We start from the raw sequence: 19,643 nt of genomic DNA, 5'->3' as shown, positions 1-19,643 counted from the left end.
GTCGCCGGGGTGCCCGATGCTTCGCCGGGAGCGTGAGCGCGCTCCTCGCCTGCTCGATCCCCGACATGAGGAGCGGCCATCGTGCGTACGCACTGGCGTAGTCAAGCCCCCGTCACCGCCGTTGTTCTGACCTTCCTGGCCCTCGGCCTGTCCGGTGCGCCTGCCTCGGCACAGACCCAGGCCCAGGCCGCCCAGGCCGCCCAGGCCACGGTTCGGATCAACGAGGTCGAGTCGAACAACGGCAGTCCGGGTGACTGGGTCGAGATCGTCAACACCGGTTCCGCGGCGGTCGACGTGTCCGGATGGCTCGTCAAGGACAACGACGACGACCACTCGTACAAGATCGCCAAGAAGACGACGCTGGCCGCCGGCGCTTTCCTGGCGCTGGACGTCGACCCGTCGTTCGGCCTGGGCAGCGAGGACTCGGCGCGGCTGTACAACGGCTCGACGCTGGTGGACTCCTACAGCTGGGACGACCACGCCGACACCACGTACGGCCGCTGCCCGGACGGCACCGGCGCGTTCACCACCACGACGACCCCGACCAAGGGCAAGGCGAACGCCTGCGGCACGACCGGCGGGGGCGGCGGCCAGCCGGTCCACGGGGCCTGGCCGGGCGGTTCGGCCGTGACCAACGCCGACGGCTCGAACGTGTTCGGGGAGAACCTCAGCGGTCTGTCCTTCGAGAGCAGCGGCGTCCTCTGGGCGGTGAACAACGGCCCGAGCAAGCTCTACCGGCTGGTGCCCAACGGCTCGACCTGGCGCCCCGACACGACCGGTGGCTGGTCCAAGGGCAAGGCCCTGCACTACCCGGGCGGCAGCGGCGATCCCGACGCGGAAGCCGTGGTCAGCACCCCCGAGGGGCTGTTCGTCGCCACCGAGCGCGACAACGACAAGGACTCCACCAGCAAGCCCGAGATCCTGCGCTTCGACGGCTCCGCCACATCGTCCTCGCTGAACGCGACCGCGGAGTGGAACCTCACCTCCGACCTGCCCTCGCTCCCCGAGAACGGCGGGTTCGAGGGGATCTCGTGGATCCCCGACTCGTTCCTGACCGCGCACGACTTCCGTGACGAGCACACGGGAGCGGCCTACGACCCGGCGTCCTACCCGGGCCACGGCAGCGGTCTGTTCTTCGGCGGTGTCGAGGACAACAGCACGATCTACGCGTACGCCCTCAACCAGTCCGGCGGCGGCTTCACCCGGATCGCCACCGTCGCCAGCGGCCTGTCGGCCGTGATGGAGCTGGAGTTCGAGCCGGCCACCGGGCATCTGTGGGCGGTCTGCGACGACTCCTGCCAGGGCCAGAGTGCGGTCCTCGACATCAACGCCCAGGGCCAGTTCGCCGCGACCGCGGTGTACGACCGCCCCTCGGGGATGTCGAACTACAACAACGAGGGCTTCGCCATCGCCCCCCAGTCGGCCTGCGTCTCCGGCCACAAGCCGGTCGTCTGGTCCGACGACGCCAACGACGGCGGCCACGCGCTGCGCGCCGGCACGCTGAACTGCACCGCCTGACACGTCGACACGGGGTGGGGCGGCCGGTTTCCGCCCCGCTCCACCGGGCACCGGCACCACATGGACCGTAAAGAGGCGGAAAAGGCCCTGCTCGACGGCCTCAAAGTGGATGACAGCAGACCCGAGCAGCCGGTCCTCCTGGACGAGCACGGCCGGACGATCGGCACCTGGCGGGAGAACCACCCCTACGACGAGAAGGTCTCCCGCAAGGACTACGAGCGAAGCAAGCGCATCCTGCAGATCGAGATGCTCAAACTCCAGCGCTGGGCCAGGGACAGCGGCGCGCGCGTCATGGTGGTGTGCGAGGGACGGGACGCGGCGGGCAAAGGCGGCACGATCCAGCGCTTCACGGAGCGGCTGAACCCGCGCGGGGCCCGGGTGGTGGCTCTCGACAAGCCGACCGACCGCGAATCCGGCCAGTGGTACTTCCAACGTTACGTGGCCCATCTGCCCGCGCGCGGAGAAATCGTCTTCTTCGACCGGTCCTGGTACAACCGGGCGGGCGTGGAGCGCGTCATGGGGTACTGCAGCCAGGAGCAGTACGAGCTGTTCCTCACGCAATGCCCCGGCTTCGAACGGATGCTCGTCGACGAGGGCATCGTGCTGGTGAAGTTCTGGTTCTCCGTCTCCCGCAGCGAGCAGCGCACCCGCTTCGCCATCCGTCAGGTCGACCCGGTACGCCAGTGGAAGCTCTCCCCCACCGACGTGGCGTCCCTGGACCTCTGGGACGCGTACACGACGGCGAAGGTCGACATGTTCCGCGCCACCGACACCGACCGCGCCCCGTGGACGGTCGTCAAGAGCAACGACAAACGCCGGGCGCGGCTCGAAGCGATGCGCAGTCTGCTGTTCCGCATCGACTACGCCAACAAGGACGCCGAGGCGGTCGGCGAACCCGACCCCCGGATCATCGGCCCGGCCAACACCCTCCTGGAACCGGGCGAGGAGGACACCAGCCTCTCCCCCACGGTCCTGACGGAACGCACGGAAGGCCCGGGCGACCACCCCACCGACCTCACCTGACGCCTGGCCCGGTGACCGTTGGAACTTCCCGTTGCGAAGAGGGACATTGATGGCAAAGAGATCCGCCGGCCCGACCGGCCAAGGGAGTTCACCACGCGGGCGCGGCGTAGCGGGGGCGCTTCGGTGGTATGCGGGGGCGCCTCGGCGTACTGGTGCGCGGGTGGTTCGTCATTGCGTCCGGGGGATCGCCTCGTCCGGTCCCGAGCGGGACGACCTGTTGCTTCAGGCGAAGGGCGTCGTGGCGGCGGTGGCCGCGTGGATGCTGGCCAAGTGGCTGCTGCCGCCGACGGTGACCACGTTCGCGCCGTTCACCGCCCTGCTGATATTGCAGGTCACGCTCTACAAGTCGTTCCGCGACTGCGTCCAGTACCTGACCGCGATGGTCCTCGGCACCGCGCTCGCCGCCGGCCTCGGGGAGACGGTCGGGGTTCACGCGTGGAGTCTCGCCGTACTCATCCTCTGCGCCCTCGCGATCGGCAAGACCCAGCGGCTGGGGTACCAGGGGACGCAGGTGTCGGTGATCGGCATCTTCGCCTTCTCGGCGGGGCACGGCAGCATCGCGTACATCGGTCATCTGGTGGCGTCCGTGACGCTCGGCGCGGCCTGCGCCATCGTCATGCACCTGGCCCTCGCCCCCGCCCGGCGCACCGGCCGGTCCGAGCAGGTCGTCGAGACGCTCTCCGCGCGGGCCCAGCACGTCCTCGTCACCATCGCCACGGCGACCGCCTCGGCGGAAGCCCTCGACGAGAAGGACCTTCAGGACTGGAACGACCAGTGCACGCTGATCTCCGCCGACGCCGCAGCGGCCCTGCGCGTCATCGACGAGGAGACCGAGAACTCCCGGCTGAATCCGCGCCGTTCACTGCCCGACGCCCGTCGGCTGCTGGTCCGCGCCCCGTCCGCCATCACCGTCGTCGACAGGGCTCTGTGGCACATCCAGTCCATCGTCCGGAGCCTGTCCTACGCCGCCCGCACCGGGGACTACGACCTGCTGCCGCGCGAATTCCTCGACGACTACGGCGACTTGCTGCGCCGCTCGGCGGACATCCTGGACGAATTCATGCGGCGGCAGCACGATCCCGCCGACCTCGACGCCGCCCTGCGCGAGGCCGACGACCGGCGCCAGGCCCTGGAGAGCAGCAGCCACCACGGGCGCTTCGACTCGCCCGCACAGACCGCCTTGCGCGGCTCGCTCGTCACCGACATCGGCCGGCTGCTGCACGAACTGCGGCAGACCGCTGAGCGGGGTACGCCGACGGGGCCCGGCGGAAGGTGATTCCGCCGGACCCCGGGTTTACTGAAGGGTGCCGTCACTCGGCAGGACAGGACCCTTTTCCCATCGCTCAACAACCGCGCAGGGTGCGGTTCTTAGAAGTAGTGTTTACGCCCACCGACCTTGCGTCCCGTCGAGCCAAGGATCCACAGGACCGCGCCGACCACTACAAGGATGCCGCCGACGGTCGTCAGCAGCGAGACACCGACCAGCAGGCCGATTATGAGCAGAATGACGCCAAGGACAATCATTTCAATTCCGATCTTCACGTCTCTTCGGTGCGTACAGATCCTCATTCCGACGGATCCGCAGCACCCTCTTCCCGCGTTGTCTCCGTGTGCCCCGCTCTCGGGCACCCATGCACGCCGTCCCCATCTGATTTTCGACGGCTCCCACGGCTGCCACCAGGGCCGGAACAGCACTGATCCCGGGAGCCGACGAAAGGAGCGGCTACCCGGGACCGGTGTGTGATGTTACTTGGGCTTGATCGCGTCCTTGGCCTTTTCCTTGGCCGAGCGCAGGTCGCCCTTCGACTCTTCGGCACGGCCCTCGGCACGCATGGACTCGTTGCCCACAGCGCCTCCGACGACCTTCTTGACCTTGCCCTTGGCCTGCTCGCCCTTGCCCTGAGCCTTTTCGTCCGCAGCCACAACCACTCACACCCTGTCCCACTCGAAGATGTTGCACCACCACGCCTCACCCCGAATTCCGCACCTAAACCAGGAAAATTCGGAAGCGGAAATCGCAGACGGAAGTCAGGGCGCTCCGGAACGGTAATTCCCGGGATGTACGGCTCGGCCGGCCGTCCCGGTCAGGCGGGCCCGGTCAGGTCGGCCCGGTCAGGTGAGCCAGCGCGGCGATGATCCGCTCGGCGATGTCCGGCGGCCAGGGGAACGCGGGGGCCACCGCGCGCTGGTGCGCGAGACCGTGCAGACCCAGCCACAGCGCGACCGCGTCGCTCGACGGATCGGTGCTGGCGGACTCCCCCGCGGCGGCGCACTCGGCGAGCGCGTCGATGAGGATCTGCATCGTTTCGTCGCCGAGGGCGGCCAGATCCGCCTCGGTCAGGGAGCTGTCGTCCAGATCCGGCATCCAGAGGCCGCCGAACATCGTGCGGTAGCGCTCCGGGCGGAGCTGGGCGAAGTCCAGATAGGTGGTGCACACGGCGTGCAACCGCTGCCGGGGGTCGCTGCCGGCCTTCGCCACCGCAGCGCGCAGACCGTCACGCAGCTCGGCGAACTCGCGCTGTACGACGGCGAGCATGATGGCCGGCTGGTCCGGAAAGTGCGGATAGATCGAGGGGGCGGCGATGCCGACCTTGCGGGCGACCGATCGCAGCGTGATGGCGCGTTCGTCCCCTGCTTCGTCGAGGAGTTCCACAGCGGCGGCGATGATGTCGTCCCGCAGCCGCCCGCCCTCGCCGCGGCGGTTGCGCGTACGGGCGGCCCGCTTCGGTGCGGCCTGGGCTGCTGTTCCGCTGTTTTCCATGGTGTCAGCTTACGCCGTGAAGCTTATCGCCGACCTCCCCCGTGGGGACTCCCCCGCCGGGCGGGCCGCCGCCGTGACGCCACGGATGTTCGTGCGGTTCCGGGGAAGGCGTGGTTGCACACGGTCACAAGGAACGATGCCCCGTGGCGGGAGGTGCAGCACCGGACGGCACGGGCGGAAGGTGAGGTGTGCCAGATGTTGGAGGCCATGGACAACCATGAGGAGACAGAGAACCTCGGCGTGACGGACGGTAGTGGCGGGACGAACCACCGTCGCGGCCGGACGGGGAGTGTCGACGGGACGGGGAGTCTCGACGGCAGCACCGACAGCCCCGGTGCGAGGTGCGGCACGACGACCGGCATCCCCAGTAGTACGTCCGACACGCCTCCCTCCCCGCAGACGAGTGATCTCCTCGCGGCCCTGACCCGCTCGCGGTCGAGCGTGGCCGAGCTGAAACGGCGCGTGGCCGAGCTGGAACAGGCCCACGGGCAGGTGACGGCCCTCAGCGAGGATCTGGCCGCCGAGTTGGAGGAGACCAACCGCGGTGTCGTCGCGCTGTACAGCGAGGAGCACCAGTTCGCCGTAACGCTCCAGCGCACCTTCCTCCCCGACTCGCTGCCCGACCTGCCCGGCGTGGAGCTGGCCGTGCGCTATCTTCCGGCGGCCTCCCAGTCCGAGATCGGCGGCGACTTCTACGAGGCCGTCGAGACCCCGGACGGACTGCTGCTGGCCGTCGGGGACGTGGCAGGACACAGCCTCCAGGCCGCGATCGTGATGGGCGAGCTACGTCACGCGCTGCGCGCGTACGCCAGCGAGGGCCATCCGCCGAATGTCCTGCTGTCGCTCCTGGACGGGCTCTTGGTGCAGCACCGCCCCGGCTGGACGGCGACTCTCTGTATCGTCCTCGTCGAGCCCGGTACGGGCCGGATCCACATTGCCAACGCGGGACATCTGCCGCCGCTGCTCATGCCCTCCGACGGCGCGGCCCGCTATCTCCACGACCATGGCCCGCTGCTGGGGCTCGGGCTGTCCCACCCGACGCCCACGACCCACCACGTCTCCCCCGGCGCCCGGCTGCTGATGGTCACCGACGGACTCATCGAGATCCCCGGCGCCCACATCGACCGCTCGCTCCAGGAGCTGAGTGACGCGGTCGTCCAGGGCCCGCAGGACTCACAGACGCTGTGCGACACCCTGCTGGAGACCTTCGCCGGCCGGCAGATCGACGACATCGTCATCTTCACGGCCGTCGTCAAGGCCTGAGCCCGGTCCCGGTCCCGGTCCGGCCCCGCCGGGCCGCCCGGCGCGTCACGCGCGGGCGTGTACGCCGATGCCCCCGGAAATCACGAGGTCGTCGCCGGTGATGTACCCGGCGGCGTCCGAGGCGAGGAAGGCCACAGCCTCGGCGACGTCGGCGGGAGCGCCGGCGCGGCCGAGCGGGACGTCCCGCCCCCAGGTCTCGATCATTTCCTGCGAGACACCCATCTTGCTGTAGGCGGGGGTGTTGATCAGCCCCGGGCTGACGGCGTTGACGCGGATCCGGCGGGGCGCGAGTTCGAGCGCGAGGGACCGCATGAGCGGCAGCAGAGCGCCCTTGGCCGCCGTCATGGCGGCCCCGACCCCTTCGCCGGCGCCCACGGTGAACACGATCGAAGCTCCCTCGTTGAGGAGCGGGAGCGCCTTCTGCAGGGTGAAGAAGGTGCCCTTGACGTTGATGTCGAACAGCGCGTCGAAGGCGGCTTCGTCGGTCGACTCGATCGGGCCGGGGCGGGAGATGCCCGCGTTGAGGTGGAGCAGGTCGAGGGAGCCGAACTGACTGCGTACCTGCTCCATCGCGCGGTCGAGGTCCGGCAGGGACCGCGCGTCCGCCTTGACGACCGTGATGTCTTCGGGAAGTCCGGTGTCGGCGAGGCTGCTGACGCCGGTGACCATGACGCGGTAGCCGCGGGAGTGGAGCAGTTCTGCGGTCGCCTTGCCGATGCCGCTGGTTCCGCCGGTGACGAGAGCTGCGGGGGGAGCTGCGGGTGCGGACATGATGCGTTCCTTCGCGTTCTTGAGGGAGAGGGGAGGCGGCGGGCCGTCGTGACGGCCGCCTTATAGCAGCGTACGACCACGTGGCAGCGACTGCCAACTTGCATGCGAGTGCCACCCTGGCAGCGCTGCGCTAATCTGGGCGCATGACGCGGGAAGCCGAATCGGCGAAGGGCAGACCGGCCACGCTGTGGGACCGGACACGGCTGCTCGCCTCCCGGGAGATCCTCGACACGGCCCTGCGCCTGTTCACCGAGCAGGGCTACGACGAGACGACCATCGCCCAGATCGCCCGCGAGGCCGGCGTCTCCCAGCGCACCCTCTTCCGCTACTTCGGCACGAAGGAAGACCTGCTGGGCGGCGGCCAGGAACGGTTCGGGCAGGTGCTGACCGGCACGATCAGCGGGCTGCCGGCCGACGTCGGCGTGTGGGAGGCCCTGCGCGCGGGAGTCGCCGCCGTACTGGCGTTGCACAACAGCCGCGAAGAGGCCTTGGAGCGGTTCCGTCTCCTGCACAACACCGCTTCGCTGCGGGCCGGTTGGCTCGAAAAGCGGCTGCGGTTCCAGGAGGAGCTGCTGCCGCTCGTCGAGGCGCGCATGGACGCCGCCACCGACGGCGCGGGCGGGAAGGCGCGCGCGGTGATCGGGACGGCGTTCGCCTGCCTGGACGCGGCGTCGGTGACATGGGTCGACCACGACGGCACGGGCGACATCATGGAGCTGTACGACGAGTGCCTTGCCGCGGTGCGCGGCTGACCGGCCGACCGCCGCCGTCGCGCTAGGCGAGGTCCGGCAGGACCGGGTGGTCCGTCGGGTACAGGCCCGCCACGAAGCTGTACGTCACGTCACCTTCGGCGGGAAGTTGCGAGAACTCGTTGGCCAGCGCGTCCACGCGCCGCCAGAACTCCGACGCCCTGTCAGCGGGGATGCGGGTGTAGCGCTGCGTCGTGTACAGCCGGTCGGCCTCGTGCGCGTCGACCGACTCGGCGGCCGCCGTGGTCAGCGAGTTGACGCACCGAGGGGTGTCGACGTCGCCCGGGGCGCGGAACACGCGGTTGTGGATCGTACGACCGGTGCGCCCGTAGAACCGCTCGTCGATCGCCCGCACCTTCCGGGTCCGCACTATGCGCAACAGACCGGCGTCCACCAGCACCTTCACATGGTGCGCGACGGTGCTCTTGGGCCGTCGCACCGCCTCGGCGAGCTCCGCGACCGTCGCGGCGCGTTCCAGCACCAGGTCGAGCAGCGTCATGCGCAACGGATCAGCGAAGGCCCGCAGTTGCGCCTTCGTCAGGATCTCGACCGATTCGGCGATCTCGTAGTCCGGCGTATTGATCTGCATTCTTGGATCAATCTATAGTCATGGATCAATCGACAGTTACGGTTCGAAGGAAGTGTACGCATGGCCGAGGTAGTCGTCTTCCATCACTCCCACGGACTCACGCCGGGCATCAGCGCGTTCGCCGACCGGCTGCGCGGCGCCGGGCACACCGTGCACACGCCCGACCTCTTCGAGGGGCGCACCTTCGCCACGGTCCAGGAGGGCGTTGCCCACGCGCAGGAGATCGGCTTCGGCGAGATCGCCCAGCGCGGCGTACGAGCCGTGGAGGGCCTCCCGGCCGAGCTGGTGTACGCGGGCTTCTCCCTGGGCGTGGTACCCGCCCAGCAGTTGGCCCAGACCCGCCCCGGCGCCCGTGGCGCACTACTCCTGCACGCGGCGCTCCCCGTCTCGGAGTTCGGCGACGCCTGGCCCCAGGAAGTCCCCGTCCAGGTACACGCGATGGACGCGGACCCGTTCTTCGTGGACGACGGCGACCTCGACGCCGCCCGAGCCCTGGTGGCCGGCGCGAAGGACGCGGAACTCTTCCTCTACCCGGGCACCGAACACCTCTTCACGGACGAGTCACTGGACTCGTACACCCCGCAAGCCGCCGCCCTGCTGGAGGACCGAATCCACACCTTCCTCGCAAAACTCCCCCGGTAGCCCCGGGCCGACTACTCGAACGGACGCGGGCGGCGTAGCCCGGAACCTCCTCGCCCAGGGCGCCGGACCACGTCGCTGAGCAGGGATGTTTGTGGCTTCGCCGGGCAACTCGTGGTCGCGGCCGGTGCCCCGGGCGTCCGATCGGGCCTAGGCTACCGTCGTAGTAGCACCACCTGAGCCCGGCCCCCGCATGGATCGAGAAGCCCTTGACAGACAAGCCCGCGGTTATCGCGGCCCACGGCGACGTTGACATCGACAGCCTCGGCCCCCTGCAGGACGAGCTGGGAAGCGCCGCCGCGTCGCATCGGACGGTCATCCTGGATGCCAGTGACATCACGTTCTGCGACTCCAGCTTCCTGAACCTGCTGCTGCACATCCACCAGGCGACCACCCTGCGGATCGCCGCTCCCTCCGAGCCGGTGCGGCGGCTGCTGGAGGTGACCGGTGTGGACCGCGTGATGAATCTCCACCCCACGACGGACGCCGCCCGCGCGGCGACCGCGGGTACCGGTCTTCCCCTGACGCGGTGACACCGGCGCCGGCGGGCGGACGACGGCCGGGAGGACTCGGCGCCGTCACACGCCTGACCGTCCCGGCCGCCACGGCCCCTGTGCCCCCGGCCGTCACCGCACCGCCGCCGCGGATCAGGCGTTCATGAACTGGCCCGGCTTCAGGGCCCGGTCGGCGATCCGTACGTCACCGATGGTGCCGTGGAAGACCTGGCTGACGGCGCCGGCCCACTCGTAACCGCCCAGCATGAACGGCAAGTTGAGGGTGGCGAGACCGACGGCGGGGCTGGTCGGGTTACGGCCTTCCTCGCAGCCGTTGACGTACAGCTTGCTGATACGGCCGTCGTTGACGACGGCGACATGCCACCACTCGTCCTGCTGCAACAGATGGCTCCAACCCGTCGTGGCACCGGTCTGGTTGAGCGGATAGGCGTTCCACTGCAGTTCGACGGAGCTCGACAGGCTGATGGTGAGCACGGGCTCCTCGGCGGTCGCCGACGGACCGTTCTTCCCCGCCTCGGCCGCCGTGCCCCAGCGGCTGAGCATCGACGACCAGCCGTTGCGGTTCGGGTCCCAGTCGGCGGGCACCTTGAAGAACAGCTCGAAGGTGAAACCGTGCCGGAAGGTCTCCCGGTTGATCGGGGCGCGGTCGAGGGTCTGGAGATACGCGCCGCTGACCGGGTTGCCCTGTCCCGCGAAGACCAGCGCGCCGTGTCCCGGCTGGTCGGGGTGGTGGTCGTCGGTCCAGGTCAGACTGTGTGCGGGGGAACCGGGGACGGTGCGCAGCACCAGGTCGTTGCCATGGCCCGTCAGGTCCTTGATCTTCGTGTCGCCCGCGACGTCGCTGCCGGCGGCCGCGCCCTCGTCGAACCGCCAGTAGGCGAGTGTGCCGGGCACCAGCATCCGCCGGGCCGGGCGCGGCGCACGCGGCGGTACCGGCGCGAAGCCGGCGAAGCGCTCGTCGAAGTCGATCACCATGGAGAAGTGGTCGACCTTGGAGGTCAGTTCGATCTCCTGCGCGGCGAGGGCGTTCAGCTCGTCCTTCGCCGCCAGCTCGCGTATCCACGGCGAGAGGGTGGCGATGTCGATCACACCGCGGTTGAGGTCGAAGCGGTAGGAACGGATCATCCCTGCACCGCCGTAGTACCGGTCCTGGTAGTTGGTGATGTGCAGGTGCACGTCGTGGCCGGCGCTGTTCTTCAGCACGGTGTTCCCGGGCGGCCAGAAGTGCCCGTTGAGGGTGAGGAAGACCTGGTCGTTGTCCTTGATGAGCTTGTCCCACATCTGCCGGCCGTACTCGGACAGCGAGGCGTTGCCTTCCCCGTCCGAGTCCACGATCTCGTGTGTGGTCACGATGACCGGCAGCGTCGGGTTGTCGGCGATGACCTTGTTCGCCCAGGCGAAGCCCTTCTCCGACAGCCGCCAGTCGAGGGAGAGCAGCATCCAGGACCGGCCGCCGGCCCGGAAGATGTGGCAGGTGTTGTAGCCGTCGGGGCTGGAGGAGTGGTAGCCGGGCGTCTTCCTCGCCCGCGCGGGGCCGAAGCTGTCCAGGTACGGGGTGGCGCCACGCTGGTCGTCAGCCGAGACGTCGTGGTTGCCCGCCAGCACCCCGTACGAGGCGCCGGCCCGGTCGAGCATGTCGAAGACCTTGGTCGCCGCTGAGTACTCCTCGGCGAGGCCGTTGTTGGTCACATCGCCGAGGTGGGCGAGGAAGACGATGTTCTCGTCGTCGCCACCGGCCCGGCGCTCGGGGTCGAGGACGTACCGGAAGGACGCCTCGACGGGGACCGGGTGGATGCGGTCCTGGTCGAACATGTACTGCGTGTCGGGCATCACGACGACCGTGAAGCGCGGATTCTCCGGGTCCGGCCGCCACGTGCCGCGCGGTGCGGGGGTCATCGTCGTCCGGCCGTACGGGTCCTCGTCCGGCCGGCCGGCACCGGCGGCGGCCAACGCCGGTGTGGCGCCCAGCAGTCCGGCCGCAGCCGCGCCTGCCCCCACCGCGCCCGCGCCCCGCAGGAAGGTGCGCCGGCTCGCCGCGGCGATGCTGTCGCCGTCGAGATCGGCCGTGCGGGGGCAACCGCAGTCGTCCGCGTGGTTGTCGACCGGTCCGGGTTTGCCGCCGCTGCCGACCGCAGGAGAGCCGTCCATGATTTCCGCTCCGCACGTTGAGAAAGGGGGATTCGAACGGCGTCACGGTACGGATCATGTCGGAACGGCAAGATTGCTCATCGGCTGCGGACTGCCGAACACTCCCCCAACACCGCGGCGGTCAGCGACTCCGACACGCGGGCAGCACCAGGCAGGTCCGGGGCAGACACCCGTGGTGTCCGCCCCGGACCGCTTCCGTCGGTCAGGAGCCCTCGGTGGCCAGTTCGGCGCGGATCTCGCGGGCGGCCGCGACCAGGTTCTCCAGCGAGGCCCGGGTCTCGGGCCAGCCGCGGGTCTTCAGGCCGCAGTCGGGGTTGACCCACAGCCGCTCGGCCGGGATGGCCTCAAGTCCCTTACGCAGCAGGGCCGCCGCCTCTTCGGCGCTCGGCACGCGCGGCGAGTGGATGTCGTACACGCCGGGGCCCGCCTCACGCGGGTAGCCGTGTGCGGCGAGTTCGCCGGCGACCTGCATGTGCGAGCGGGCGGCCTCCAGGCTGATGACGTCGGCGTCGAGGTCGTCGATGGCCTGCACGATGTCGCCGAACTCGGCGTAGCACATGTGCGTGTGGATCTGGGTGGCCGGGCCGACACCGCTGGTGGTGAGCCGGAACGACTCGGTGGCCCAGTCCAGGTAGGCGGCGTGGTCGGCGGCACGCAGCGGCAGCGTTTCGCGCAGGGCAGGCTCGTCGACCTGGATGACCGAAGTACCGGCCGCCTCAAGGTCGTTCACTTCGTCGCGCAGCGCGAGGGCGACCTGGCGCGCGGTGTCGCCGAGCGGCTGGTCGTCGCGGACGAAGGACCAGGCCAGCATGGTGACGGGTCCGGTGAGCATGCCCTTGACCGGGCGGTCGGTCAGGGACTGCGCGTACGTCGTCCAGCGCACCGTCATCGGCTCGGGCCGTGAGATGTCGCCGGCCAGCACCGGCGGCCGGACGTACCGGGTGCCGTAGGACTGCACCCAGCCGTGCTGCGTCGCCAGATAGCCGGTCAGCTGCTCGGCGAAGTACTGCACCATGTCGTTGCGTTCGGGCTCGCCGTGCACCAGGACGTCGATCCCGGCCTTCTCCTGGAAGGACAGGACGTCCCTGATCTCGTTCTTGATGCGCTCCTCGTACCCGGCGGTGTCGATCCGGCCGGTCCGCACGTCGGCCCGGGCGGTGCGCAGTTCGTCGGTCTGCGGGAACGAGCCGATGGTCGTGGTCGGCAGCAGCGGGAGCCCGAGGTGCGCGCGCTGGGTGAGGGTCCGCTCGGGGTACGGCTGCGAGCGCCGCCCGTCGGCGTCGGTGATGGCCGCGGTACGGGCCCGTACCGCGGGGTCGCTGGTCAGTTCCGACCCGGCGCGGGAGGCCAGATCGGCGCGGTTGGAGGCGAGTTCGGCAGCGATGGCATCGGTGCCCCGTGCCAGACCGCGCGCCAGGACGGCGATCTCCTGCGTCTTCTGCCGGGCGAACGCGAGCCAGCGGGCGATCTGCGGATCGATGTCGCGCTCGGCGTCTGCGTCCAGCGGTACGTGCAGGAGCGAGCAGGACGACGAGACGTCGACCCGGTCCGCGAGACCGAGGAGGGTGCCCAGCGTGGCCAGTGAATTCTCGTAGTCGTTGATCCAGATGTTGCGGCCGTTGACGACGCCGGCGACCAGCCGCTTGCCGGGCAGTCCGCCGGCCGCTGCGAGGTCTTCGAGGTTGGCGGCGCCCGACTCGGTGAAGTCGAGGGCGAGGCCTTCGACCGGCGCCTTGGCCAGGACGGCCAGCGCCTCGCCGAGCCGCCCGAAGTACGAGGCGACGAGCAGCTTCGGCCGGTCGGCCGCGCCGCCCAGGTCGCGGTAGGCGCGGGCGGCGGCGTTCAGTTCGGCGGGGGTGCGGTCCTGCACCAGCGCGGGCTCGTCGAGCTGCACCCACTGGGCGCCGGCCGCCCGCAGATCGGCCAGCACCTCGGCGTACACCGGCAGCAGCCGGTCCAGCAGGGTCAGCGGCTCGAAGTCGGCCGCGACGCCGGGCGCGGGCTTGGCGAGCAGCAGGTACGTGACCGGGCCGACGAGGACCGGCCGCGCGGTGTGCCCGAGCGCGACAGCCTCCTTCAGCTCGGTGACCTGCTTGCCGGAGTCGGCGGTGAAGACGGTGTCCGGGCCCAGCTCCGGCACGAGGTAGTGGTAGTTCGTGTCGAACCACTTGGTCATTTCGAGCGGGGCGATGTCCTGATTGCCCCGGGCCATCGCGAAATACCCGTCGAGCGCGTCGGCGCCGACCGCCGCGCGGTGCCGCTCGGGGACAGCGCCGACCATGACGCTGGTGTCCAGAACATGGTCGTAGTACGAGAAGTCACCGGACGGCACCTCCTCGATGCCGGCCTCGGCCAGCTGCTGCCAGTTCGAACGGCGCAGGCCTGCCGCGGTCTCCCGGAGGGCGTCGGCGGTGACTCGGCCCTTCCAGTACCCCTCGACGGCCTTTTTCAGTTCACGGTTCTGACCCTGGCGGGGGTAGCCGTGGACGGTGGCTCGTGCTGCCGCGGCTGCGGGCTTCGCTGTCACGGAACTCTCCTTCGCGAGATGTGTCCTGGTATCCCGGGGACGGGACCGCGGACGCGAAGGGACGGACCAACCGGGCCGCCCGCGAGGCTGTGCCGCCGCGTATGCCGCTCGATGTGTACGCCGACCCGCCCACGAGGTCACCGGGATGTCCGCGCGCGATCGGTCGCGCACGGGCAACGGGCAGGTCTTCGGACTCGTGGGCTCGTCTCGTGAAGGTCACGGGACACCTAATGGCCGTCGCTTCCCAGACCCGGCCGGGTCCAGTGCGTATGACGGCGGTCGTTCCCACTCACCGCTGCGGGGCAGTCCCGGATTCTCACCGGGTTCCCTCTTACGAAGCCCTCTCTGGCGGACAGGGCTCACCAGTCGCACGGACCAGCCTAGAGGGAAGAACGGCCCGCGCGCACCCTCGCCCGCAATCCGGGACCACGTCGGACACCTGGGTGCGCGCCGCTCGGCGCACGCCGGCCACCGCCCGTCACACCCGCGACTTCTCGTCGTAGAAGGCCCGTGACAGCCGTACGCGCACCCGCTGGGCCAGGCCGGTTCTGCGGGTCACGCCGTTGCTGTCCGTCGCGGGGCCGAGCTGGAGCGGCTGCGGCTGTTCGCCCTGCGTCAGGGTGAACAGTTCGGCCGGCGAGAGCCGCTCGTGCACCTCGACGAACTCGCCGTGCGGCAGCCGCTTGACGATGCCGGTCTCCCTGCCGTGCAGCACCTTCTCCCGGTCGCGCCGCCGCAGTCCCAGACAGACGCGTCGGGTCACGACGAAGACGATCACCGGCATCACGAAGAACGCGACCCGCACGGTCCAGGTGATGGCGTTGATGGACAGATGGAAGTGGGTCGCCCACAGGTCGTTCCCGCCTCCGACCAGCAGGACCAGGTACTCACTGATCCACGCGGCGCCGATGGCCGTACGGACCGGCCGGTCGCGCGGCCGGTCCAGCAGATGGTGTTCGCGGCGGTCGCCGGTTATCCATGCCTCGACGAACGGATAGGCCCCGATGAAGACCAGCATCAGCGGGAAGACCATCAGCGGCACGAACACACCGAGGACGAGTGTGTGACCCCAGGCGTTGATCTCCCAGCCCGGCATGATGCGGATCAGTCCCTCGGAGAAGCCGAGGTACCAGTCGGGCTGGGCACCGGTCGACACCTGGTCGGGGCGGTAAGGGCCGTACGACCAGACGGGGTTGATCGCCGCGACCGCCGCGATCACCGCGATCGTCCCGAAGACCAGGAAGAAGAAGCCGCCGGCCTTCGCCATGTACACCGGCATCAGCGGCGCCCCCACGACGTTCTTCTCCGTCCGTCCGGGGCCCGGGAATTGGGTGTGCTTGTGGTAGACGACGAGGATCAGATGGACGACGACGAGCGCGGCGATGATCCCCGGGAACAGCAGCACATGCACGGAGTAGAAGCGCGACACGATGTCGTGTCCCGGGAACTCCCCGCCGAACAGGAACATCGACAGGTACGTGCCGACGACGGGCGTGGAGAGGACGGCGCCGTCCACGAAGCGCATCCCCGTACCGGACAGCAGGTCGTCCGGCAGCGAGTAGCCGGTCAGCCCCTCGAAGAGCCCGATGATCAGCATCAGCCAGCCGAACAGCCAGTTGATCTCGCGGGGCTTGCGGAACGAGCCGGTGAAGAAGTGCCGCATCATGTGCACGAGCAGCGCGGCGAGGAAGACGAGTGCGGCCCAGTGGTGGATCTGCCGGATCAGCAGTCCGCCGCGCACGTCGAAGCTGATGTCCAGCGTGGAGGCGTACGCCTCCGACATCCTGATGCCGTTCAGCGGGGCGTAACTCCCGTGGTACACCACCTCGTTCATCGACGGGTGGAAGAAGAGAGTCAGGTAGACGCCCGTGAGGACGAGGATGATGAAGCTGTAGAGGCAGATCTCGCCCAGCATGAAGGACCAGTGGTCCGGGAAGACCTTGCGCAAATAGGTCCTGCCCAGGCCGTAGATGCCGAGCCGGCCGTCCGCCCAGTCGGCCATGCGCTCACCCGCGGGTGCCTGTCGTGTCGTGCTCATCCGTGTCCCCCAGAAACGGCCAGGATGGACAGTTCCGTCCGGACACATGACGGCGCGGGGGGCGCGGTTGTGACACCGACAGGGCCTGATGTGGCGCAGGACACACGGTCGTTGGCCGCGACGTAGGGTGCGATCGCAGCGGGGTCAGCCAGGAGTCACACCTTCCGTACGGTGACCCCGGCCGCGGTCAGCCCGTCGATCTCGTCCTGCGGGGCGGACCGCTCGGTCACCACGGCGTGCAGCGCGGCGGCCGGGGCGACGAACGCCAGGGCCGTACGGGAGAGTTTGGCGGCCTCGGCCACGGCGATGACCCGGCGGGCCGAGGTGATCGCGGCGCGCTTGATCGTCGCGTCGGCGAGATCGTACGCGGTCAGGCCGTCGGCCACGGTCAGGCCGCAGCAGCCGATGACGGCGGTGTCGAAGCGCAGGGCGGCGAGCGACGCCTCGGCCAGCGGTCCGGTCAGGGCCAGTTCGCCGGGGCGCGGCTGACCGCCGGGCAGCAGCAGCGTCAACTGTGTGCCGCTGGTGAGTTCGTTGGCCGCGTGCAGGGACAACGGCATGACGGTCAGCCGTCGGTGCTGAAGCGCGCGGGCCACTTCCAGACAGGTGGTGCCGCTGTCGATGACGACCGACTCACCCTCCGCGATCATGGTGGCGACCTCGGCGGCGATGAGCTGTTTCGCCTCAAGGCCTTCCTGGGTCCTGAGCGCGAAGGGCGGCTCCTCGCCGCGCAGCAGCAGGCTTCGCGCGCCGCCGCGGTAGCGCTCCAGGACCCCCTGGTCGGCCAGCACCTCCAGATCACGGCGGACGGTCATCTCTGAGGCGCCGGTGAGCTCGGCCAGCTCGGCGACGCTGCGTCGGCCGGTCTCGCGCACCGCGTCGCTGATCTGCCTCAGTCGGTCTGTGCTCATATCCCACATTGAACATCGGATGCGTTTGAAACGCAATCTTGTGAACACTTTCCATGTTCGTTATGTTCGTAACCATGGACAGATCACTTCGCGCCGGCCGACTGGCCACGTTCGCCTACTTCGTTCTCAACGGGTTCATCATGGGGATCTGGATCGTCCACATCCCCACCGTCGAGCAGCGGACCGGCGTCAGCCACGCGTTGCTCGGCTGGCTCCTGCTGCTGCTCGGCGGCAGCGCCTTCGCGGGTATGCAGCTGGTGGGGCCACTGACCGACCGGTTCGGCGCCCGGAAGGTCGTCCCCGTGAGCGCGGCCGTGTGCAGTGCGGCGCTGGTGCTGCCCGGTCTGGCCACCAACGCCTGGACGCTGGGCGGCGCCCTGGTGGTGCTGGGCTTCGGCAACGGCTGTCTGGACGTGAGCATGAACGCGCACGCGGTACGCGTCGAGCGCGGCTACGCGCGGCCCATCATGTCCGCCTTCCACGCGCTGTTCTCCATCGGCGGCGTGCTCGCCGCGCTCGTCGGCGCGCTCACCCTGCGGGCGGGCTGGAGCGCCGCGACGACGCTCGGCATCATGGCGCTGCTGGGCATCGTCACGGCCGGTCTCGTCGCCCCCGCACTGCTGCGGCCCGAGCCCGTTCTCCATGAGGACGGCGCCCGCCCGGCAGCCTCGGCGGGCAAGCGCAGGACACCCCGGCGCATCTGGATCCTGGCCGTGCTCGCCTTCATGCTGATGCTCTGCGAGGGCGTGGCCAACGACTGGAGCACGCTCCAGCTGCATGACGTGCTCGACGCACCCGCTGCCACCGCCGCCTTCGCCTACGGGGCCTTCGCCACCGCCATGACCGTCGGCCGCCTGGTCACCGACCGGGTGGCCGCGCGGGTCGGACCGGTCGCCGTGCTGCGCTGGGGCTCGGCCCTGGCCGCCGTCGGCCTGACCCTGGCCGCGCTGTCCCCTGCCGTCCCCCCGGCGCTGGTCGGCTGGGCCCTCTTCGGTGCCGGTCTGTCGGGCTGCATCCCGCAGCTCTTCAGCGCCGCAGGCCACACCGACCCGGAGGCGGCCGGAACCAACGTGTCGCGTGTGGCGGGTCTCGGCTACCTGGGCATGCTCGCGGGACCTGCCGTGATCGGGCCGCTGACCGCGTTCGTACCGCTCAACGTCACGTTCTTCCTGCCCGTGGCCTTCTGCGTACTGGCCGGCTTCACGGCCAGGATCCTGCACGCGAAGCCGTCGGCGCCGGCCGAGGGGGAGAAGACCCCGGTCGCCAACACGAAGGCGTCCCAGGAGGTCTGATCCACACGAAAAACCCTGGATATGCTCGGCCCCATGCCGAGCCCCGCCGTGTCCTTCTTCCCCGCCCGTGACGGTGTCCGCCTCGGCTACCGGGAACTGGGCGAGGGCAGGCCGCTGGTCCTGCTGCACGGCATCTCCACGGACGCGACGCTGTGGCTGCGGCACGGTCAGGCCGAGACGATCGCGGCGCACGGCTACCGCGTGATCCTGCCGGACTTCCGCGGCCACGGCGCGAGCGCGAAGCCCCAGGAGGCCGAGGCGTATCCCGCCGACGTACTGACCGACGACGCCTTCGCGCTCCTCGACCACCTGGGGCTGGACGACTACGACCTCGGCGGCTACTCGCTGGGGGCGCGCATCGTGGTGCGGATGCTGGTGCGCGGCGCCACACCCGGGCGGGCGGTGGCCGCGGGGCAGGGGCTGCGGCAGGTGCTCGGCTTCGGCGGCGGTGCGGGCTCGTTCATGCGGCAGGTCTACGCAGGATCGGCGTCCTTCACGCCGGGTTCGCGGGAGGAGCGGGCGGCGCAACGGCTCCTGGCGGGCGGCGGGGACCCGGTCGCGCTCGTACATGTGCTGGATTCGATCGTCGCCACGCCGGTGGAACTGCTCGGCAGCGTTCAGGTACCGACCCTTGTGATGGTGGGCAGCGAGGACGAGCGGGCCGACTCGGCGGACGCACTGGCAGAGGCGCTGCCCTACGGCACGCGCGCCGTGGTGCCGGGAAACCACGGGACGGCCGTCGCGGCACCGGAGTTCACCGCTTCGATCGTGGATTTCCTCACCGACCACCGGTGAGGGCCGGGCTCACCCAGTCCGTATACCGCCGGTCACGGCGATAAACCTGATGCGTGGCGAGATCGCCGCATCGAAGTAACTCAACCGGGATCCCGGGCGAGTTG

The 19,643-nt window shown here is 69.8% G+C and carries 18 protein-coding genes and 1 riboswitch; of the genes, 9 read left to right on the top strand and 9 right to left on the bottom strand.

Features of this window, described 5'->3' with window-relative positions; all coding sequences use genetic code 11:
* Positions 1 to 81 precede the first annotated feature (81 nt).
* The 3 genes from OHS57_RS34305 to OHS57_RS34295 all read left to right on the top strand — a co-directional run bounded on the left by OHS57_RS34305 (position 82) and on the right by OHS57_RS34295 (position 3,817).
* The gene (locus OHS57_RS34305) at positions 82 to 1,518 is read left to right on the top strand and encodes a lamin tail domain-containing protein (RefSeq protein ID WP_328584458.1); all 1,437 of its coding nucleotides are present in this window, start codon (positions 82 to 84) and stop codon (positions 1,516 to 1,518) included.
* A gap of 60 nt (positions 1,519 to 1,578) precedes the next feature.
* The gene (gene ppk2 / locus OHS57_RS34300; RefSeq protein WP_041994253.1) at positions 1,579 to 2,541 is read left to right on the top strand and encodes a polyphosphate kinase 2; all 963 of its coding nucleotides are present in this window, start codon (positions 1,579 to 1,581) and stop codon (positions 2,539 to 2,541) included.
* Positions 2,542 to 2,701: 160 nt separating this feature from the next.
* Positions 2,702 to 3,817, top strand: a complete 1,116-nt coding sequence (locus OHS57_RS34295) for an FUSC family protein (protein WP_328584457.1) — start codon at positions 2,702 to 2,704, stop codon at positions 3,815 to 3,817.
* 92 nt (positions 3,818 to 3,909) lie between these two features.
* Here OHS57_RS34295 and OHS57_RS34290 read toward each other — a convergent pair whose 3' ends face one another.
* The 3 genes from OHS57_RS34290 to OHS57_RS34280 all read right to left on the bottom strand — a co-directional run bounded on the left by OHS57_RS34290 (position 3,910) and on the right by OHS57_RS34280 (position 5,302).
* Positions 3,910 to 4,065 carry a DUF6131 family protein gene (locus OHS57_RS34290; RefSeq protein ID WP_107070236.1) on the bottom strand — a complete coding sequence of 52 codons (156 nt, stop codon included), beginning with the start codon at positions 4,063 to 4,065 and terminating at the stop codon, positions 3,910 to 3,912.
* A 222-nt stretch (positions 4,066 to 4,287) separates the two neighbouring features.
* Entirely contained in the window at positions 4,288 to 4,464 is a 177-nt protein-coding gene (locus tag OHS57_RS34285; protein WP_078863838.1) for a CsbD family protein, read from the bottom strand.
* 175 nt (positions 4,465 to 4,639) lie between these two features.
* Positions 4,640 to 5,302: a TetR/AcrR family transcriptional regulator gene (locus OHS57_RS34280; protein WP_328584456.1), complete on the bottom strand. Its 663-nt coding sequence runs from the start codon at positions 5,300 to 5,302 to the stop codon at positions 4,640 to 4,642.
* Positions 5,303 to 5,497: 195 nt separating this feature from the next.
* Here OHS57_RS34280 and OHS57_RS34275 point away from each other — a divergent pair, with 195 nt between their 5' ends.
* On the top strand, positions 5,498 to 6,565 hold the full coding sequence (locus OHS57_RS34275) for a PP2C family protein-serine/threonine phosphatase (RefSeq protein WP_443043013.1): 1,068 nt from the start codon (positions 5,498 to 5,500) through the stop codon (positions 6,563 to 6,565).
* A 45-nt stretch (positions 6,566 to 6,610) separates the two neighbouring features.
* Here OHS57_RS34275 and OHS57_RS34270 read toward each other — a convergent pair whose 3' ends face one another.
* Complete coding sequence (locus OHS57_RS34270) at positions 6,611 to 7,336, bottom strand: SDR family NAD(P)-dependent oxidoreductase (protein WP_328584455.1); 726 nt, start codon at positions 7,334 to 7,336, stop codon at positions 6,611 to 6,613.
* 143 nt (positions 7,337 to 7,479) lie between these two features.
* Between OHS57_RS34270 and OHS57_RS34265 the strand changes: the two genes are divergently transcribed.
* Positions 7,480 to 8,088 carry a TetR/AcrR family transcriptional regulator gene (locus OHS57_RS34265; RefSeq protein WP_328584454.1) on the top strand — a complete coding sequence of 203 codons (609 nt, stop codon included), beginning with the start codon at positions 7,480 to 7,482 and terminating at the stop codon, positions 8,086 to 8,088.
* 22 nt (positions 8,089 to 8,110) lie between these two features.
* On the opposite strand, the gene OHS57_RS34260 is transcribed toward OHS57_RS34265, so the two are convergent.
* Entirely contained in the window at positions 8,111 to 8,674 is a 564-nt protein-coding gene (locus tag OHS57_RS34260) for an ArsR/SmtB family transcription factor (protein ID WP_328584453.1), read from the bottom strand.
* 60 nt (positions 8,675 to 8,734) lie between these two features.
* Here OHS57_RS34260 and OHS57_RS34255 point away from each other — a divergent pair, with 60 nt between their 5' ends.
* The gene (locus OHS57_RS34255) at positions 8,735 to 9,316 is read left to right on the top strand and encodes a dienelactone hydrolase family protein (RefSeq protein ID WP_041994237.1); all 582 of its coding nucleotides are present in this window, start codon (positions 8,735 to 8,737) and stop codon (positions 9,314 to 9,316) included.
* A gap of 206 nt (positions 9,317 to 9,522) precedes the next feature.
* Positions 9,523 to 9,846, top strand: a complete 324-nt coding sequence (locus OHS57_RS34250) for an STAS domain-containing protein (protein WP_328584452.1) — start codon at positions 9,523 to 9,525, stop codon at positions 9,844 to 9,846.
* A gap of 114 nt (positions 9,847 to 9,960) precedes the next feature.
* On the opposite strand, the gene OHS57_RS34245 is transcribed toward OHS57_RS34250, so the two are convergent.
* The 4 genes from OHS57_RS34245 to OHS57_RS34230 all read right to left on the bottom strand — a co-directional run bounded on the left by OHS57_RS34245 (position 9,961) and on the right by OHS57_RS34230 (position 17,452).
* Positions 9,961 to 11,976 (bottom strand): LamG-like jellyroll fold domain-containing protein, encoded by a 2,016-nt coding sequence (locus OHS57_RS34245; protein WP_328584451.1) that lies wholly within the window; start codon positions 11,974 to 11,976, stop codon positions 9,961 to 9,963.
* 202 nt (positions 11,977 to 12,178) lie between these two features.
* Entirely contained in the window at positions 12,179 to 14,503 is a 2,325-nt protein-coding gene (metE, locus tag OHS57_RS34240) for a 5-methyltetrahydropteroyltriglutamate--homocysteine S-methyltransferase (protein ID WP_328584450.1), read from the bottom strand.
* A gap of 162 nt (positions 14,504 to 14,665) precedes the next feature.
* A riboswitch (cobalamin riboswitch) is annotated at positions 14,666 to 14,885 on the bottom strand.
* Positions 14,886 to 14,981: 96 nt separating this feature from the next.
* Entirely contained in the window at positions 14,982 to 16,541 is a 1,560-nt protein-coding gene (qcrB, locus tag OHS57_RS34235; RefSeq protein WP_328584449.1) for a cytochrome bc1 complex cytochrome b subunit, read from the bottom strand.
* A 155-nt stretch (positions 16,542 to 16,696) separates the two neighbouring features.
* Complete coding sequence (locus tag OHS57_RS34230) at positions 16,697 to 17,452, bottom strand: DeoR/GlpR family DNA-binding transcription regulator (RefSeq protein ID WP_041994227.1); 756 nt, start codon at positions 17,450 to 17,452, stop codon at positions 16,697 to 16,699.
* A gap of 74 nt (positions 17,453 to 17,526) precedes the next feature.
* Between OHS57_RS34230 and OHS57_RS34225 the strand changes: the two genes are divergently transcribed.
* A complete protein-coding gene (locus OHS57_RS34225; protein WP_328584448.1) occupies positions 17,527 to 18,744 on the top strand; it encodes an MFS transporter in 1,218 nt (405 codons plus the stop codon).
* 33 nt (positions 18,745 to 18,777) lie between these two features.
* The gene (locus OHS57_RS34220) at positions 18,778 to 19,539 is read left to right on the top strand and encodes an alpha/beta fold hydrolase (protein WP_328584447.1); all 762 of its coding nucleotides are present in this window, start codon (positions 18,778 to 18,780) and stop codon (positions 19,537 to 19,539) included.
* Positions 19,540 to 19,643 lie beyond the last annotated feature (104 nt).

Origin of the sequence: Streptomyces sp. NBC_00370 (genome assembly GCF_036084755.1) — a bacterium.
GTDB lineage: Bacteria > Actinomycetota > Actinomycetes > Streptomycetales > Streptomycetaceae > Streptomyces.
Note: the sequence above shows the minus strand (reverse complement) of the source record. Positions and strands in the feature narration are given on the sequence as shown.

What these genes read in the sequence shown, in the direction of transcription:
- ppk2 (WP_041994253.1), top strand. Translation starts at nt 1,579, where the DNA reads ATGGACCGTAAAGAGGCGGAAAAGGCCCTGCTCGACGGCCTCAAAGTG.
- OHS57_RS34290 (WP_107070236.1), bottom strand. Translation starts at nt 4,065, where the DNA reads ATGATTGTCCTTGGCGTCATTCTGCTCATAATCGGCCTGCTGGTCGGT.
- OHS57_RS34280 (WP_328584456.1), bottom strand. Translation starts at nt 5,302, where the DNA reads ATGGAAAACAGCGGAACAGCAGCCCAGGCCGCACCGAAGCGGGCCGCC.
- OHS57_RS34275 (WP_443043013.1), top strand. Translation starts at nt 5,498, where the DNA reads ATGTTGGAGGCCATGGACAACCATGAGGAGACAGAGAACCTCGGCGTG.
- OHS57_RS34270 (WP_328584455.1), bottom strand. Translation starts at nt 7,336, where the DNA reads ATGTCCGCACCCGCAGCTCCCCCCGCAGCTCTCGTCACCGGCGGAACC.
- OHS57_RS34265 (WP_328584454.1), top strand. Translation starts at nt 7,480, where the DNA reads ATGACGCGGGAAGCCGAATCGGCGAAGGGCAGACCGGCCACGCTGTGG.
- OHS57_RS34260 (WP_328584453.1), bottom strand. Translation starts at nt 8,674, where the DNA reads ATGCAGATCAATACGCCGGACTACGAGATCGCCGAATCGGTCGAGATC.
- OHS57_RS34255 (WP_041994237.1), top strand. Translation starts at nt 8,735, where the DNA reads ATGGCCGAGGTAGTCGTCTTCCATCACTCCCACGGACTCACGCCGGGC.
- OHS57_RS34245 (WP_328584451.1), bottom strand. Translation starts at nt 11,976, where the DNA reads ATGGACGGCTCTCCTGCGGTCGGCAGCGGCGGCAAACCCGGACCGGTC.
- qcrB (WP_328584449.1), bottom strand. Translation starts at nt 16,541, where the DNA reads ATGAGCACGACACGACAGGCACCCGCGGGTGAGCGCATGGCCGACTGG.
- OHS57_RS34230 (WP_041994227.1), bottom strand. Translation starts at nt 17,452, where the DNA reads ATGAGCACAGACCGACTGAGGCAGATCAGCGACGCGGTGCGCGAGACC.
- OHS57_RS34225 (WP_328584448.1), top strand. Translation starts at nt 17,527, where the DNA reads ATGGACAGATCACTTCGCGCCGGCCGACTGGCCACGTTCGCCTACTTC.
- OHS57_RS34220 (WP_328584447.1), top strand. Translation starts at nt 18,778, where the DNA reads ATGCCGAGCCCCGCCGTGTCCTTCTTCCCCGCCCGTGACGGTGTCCGC.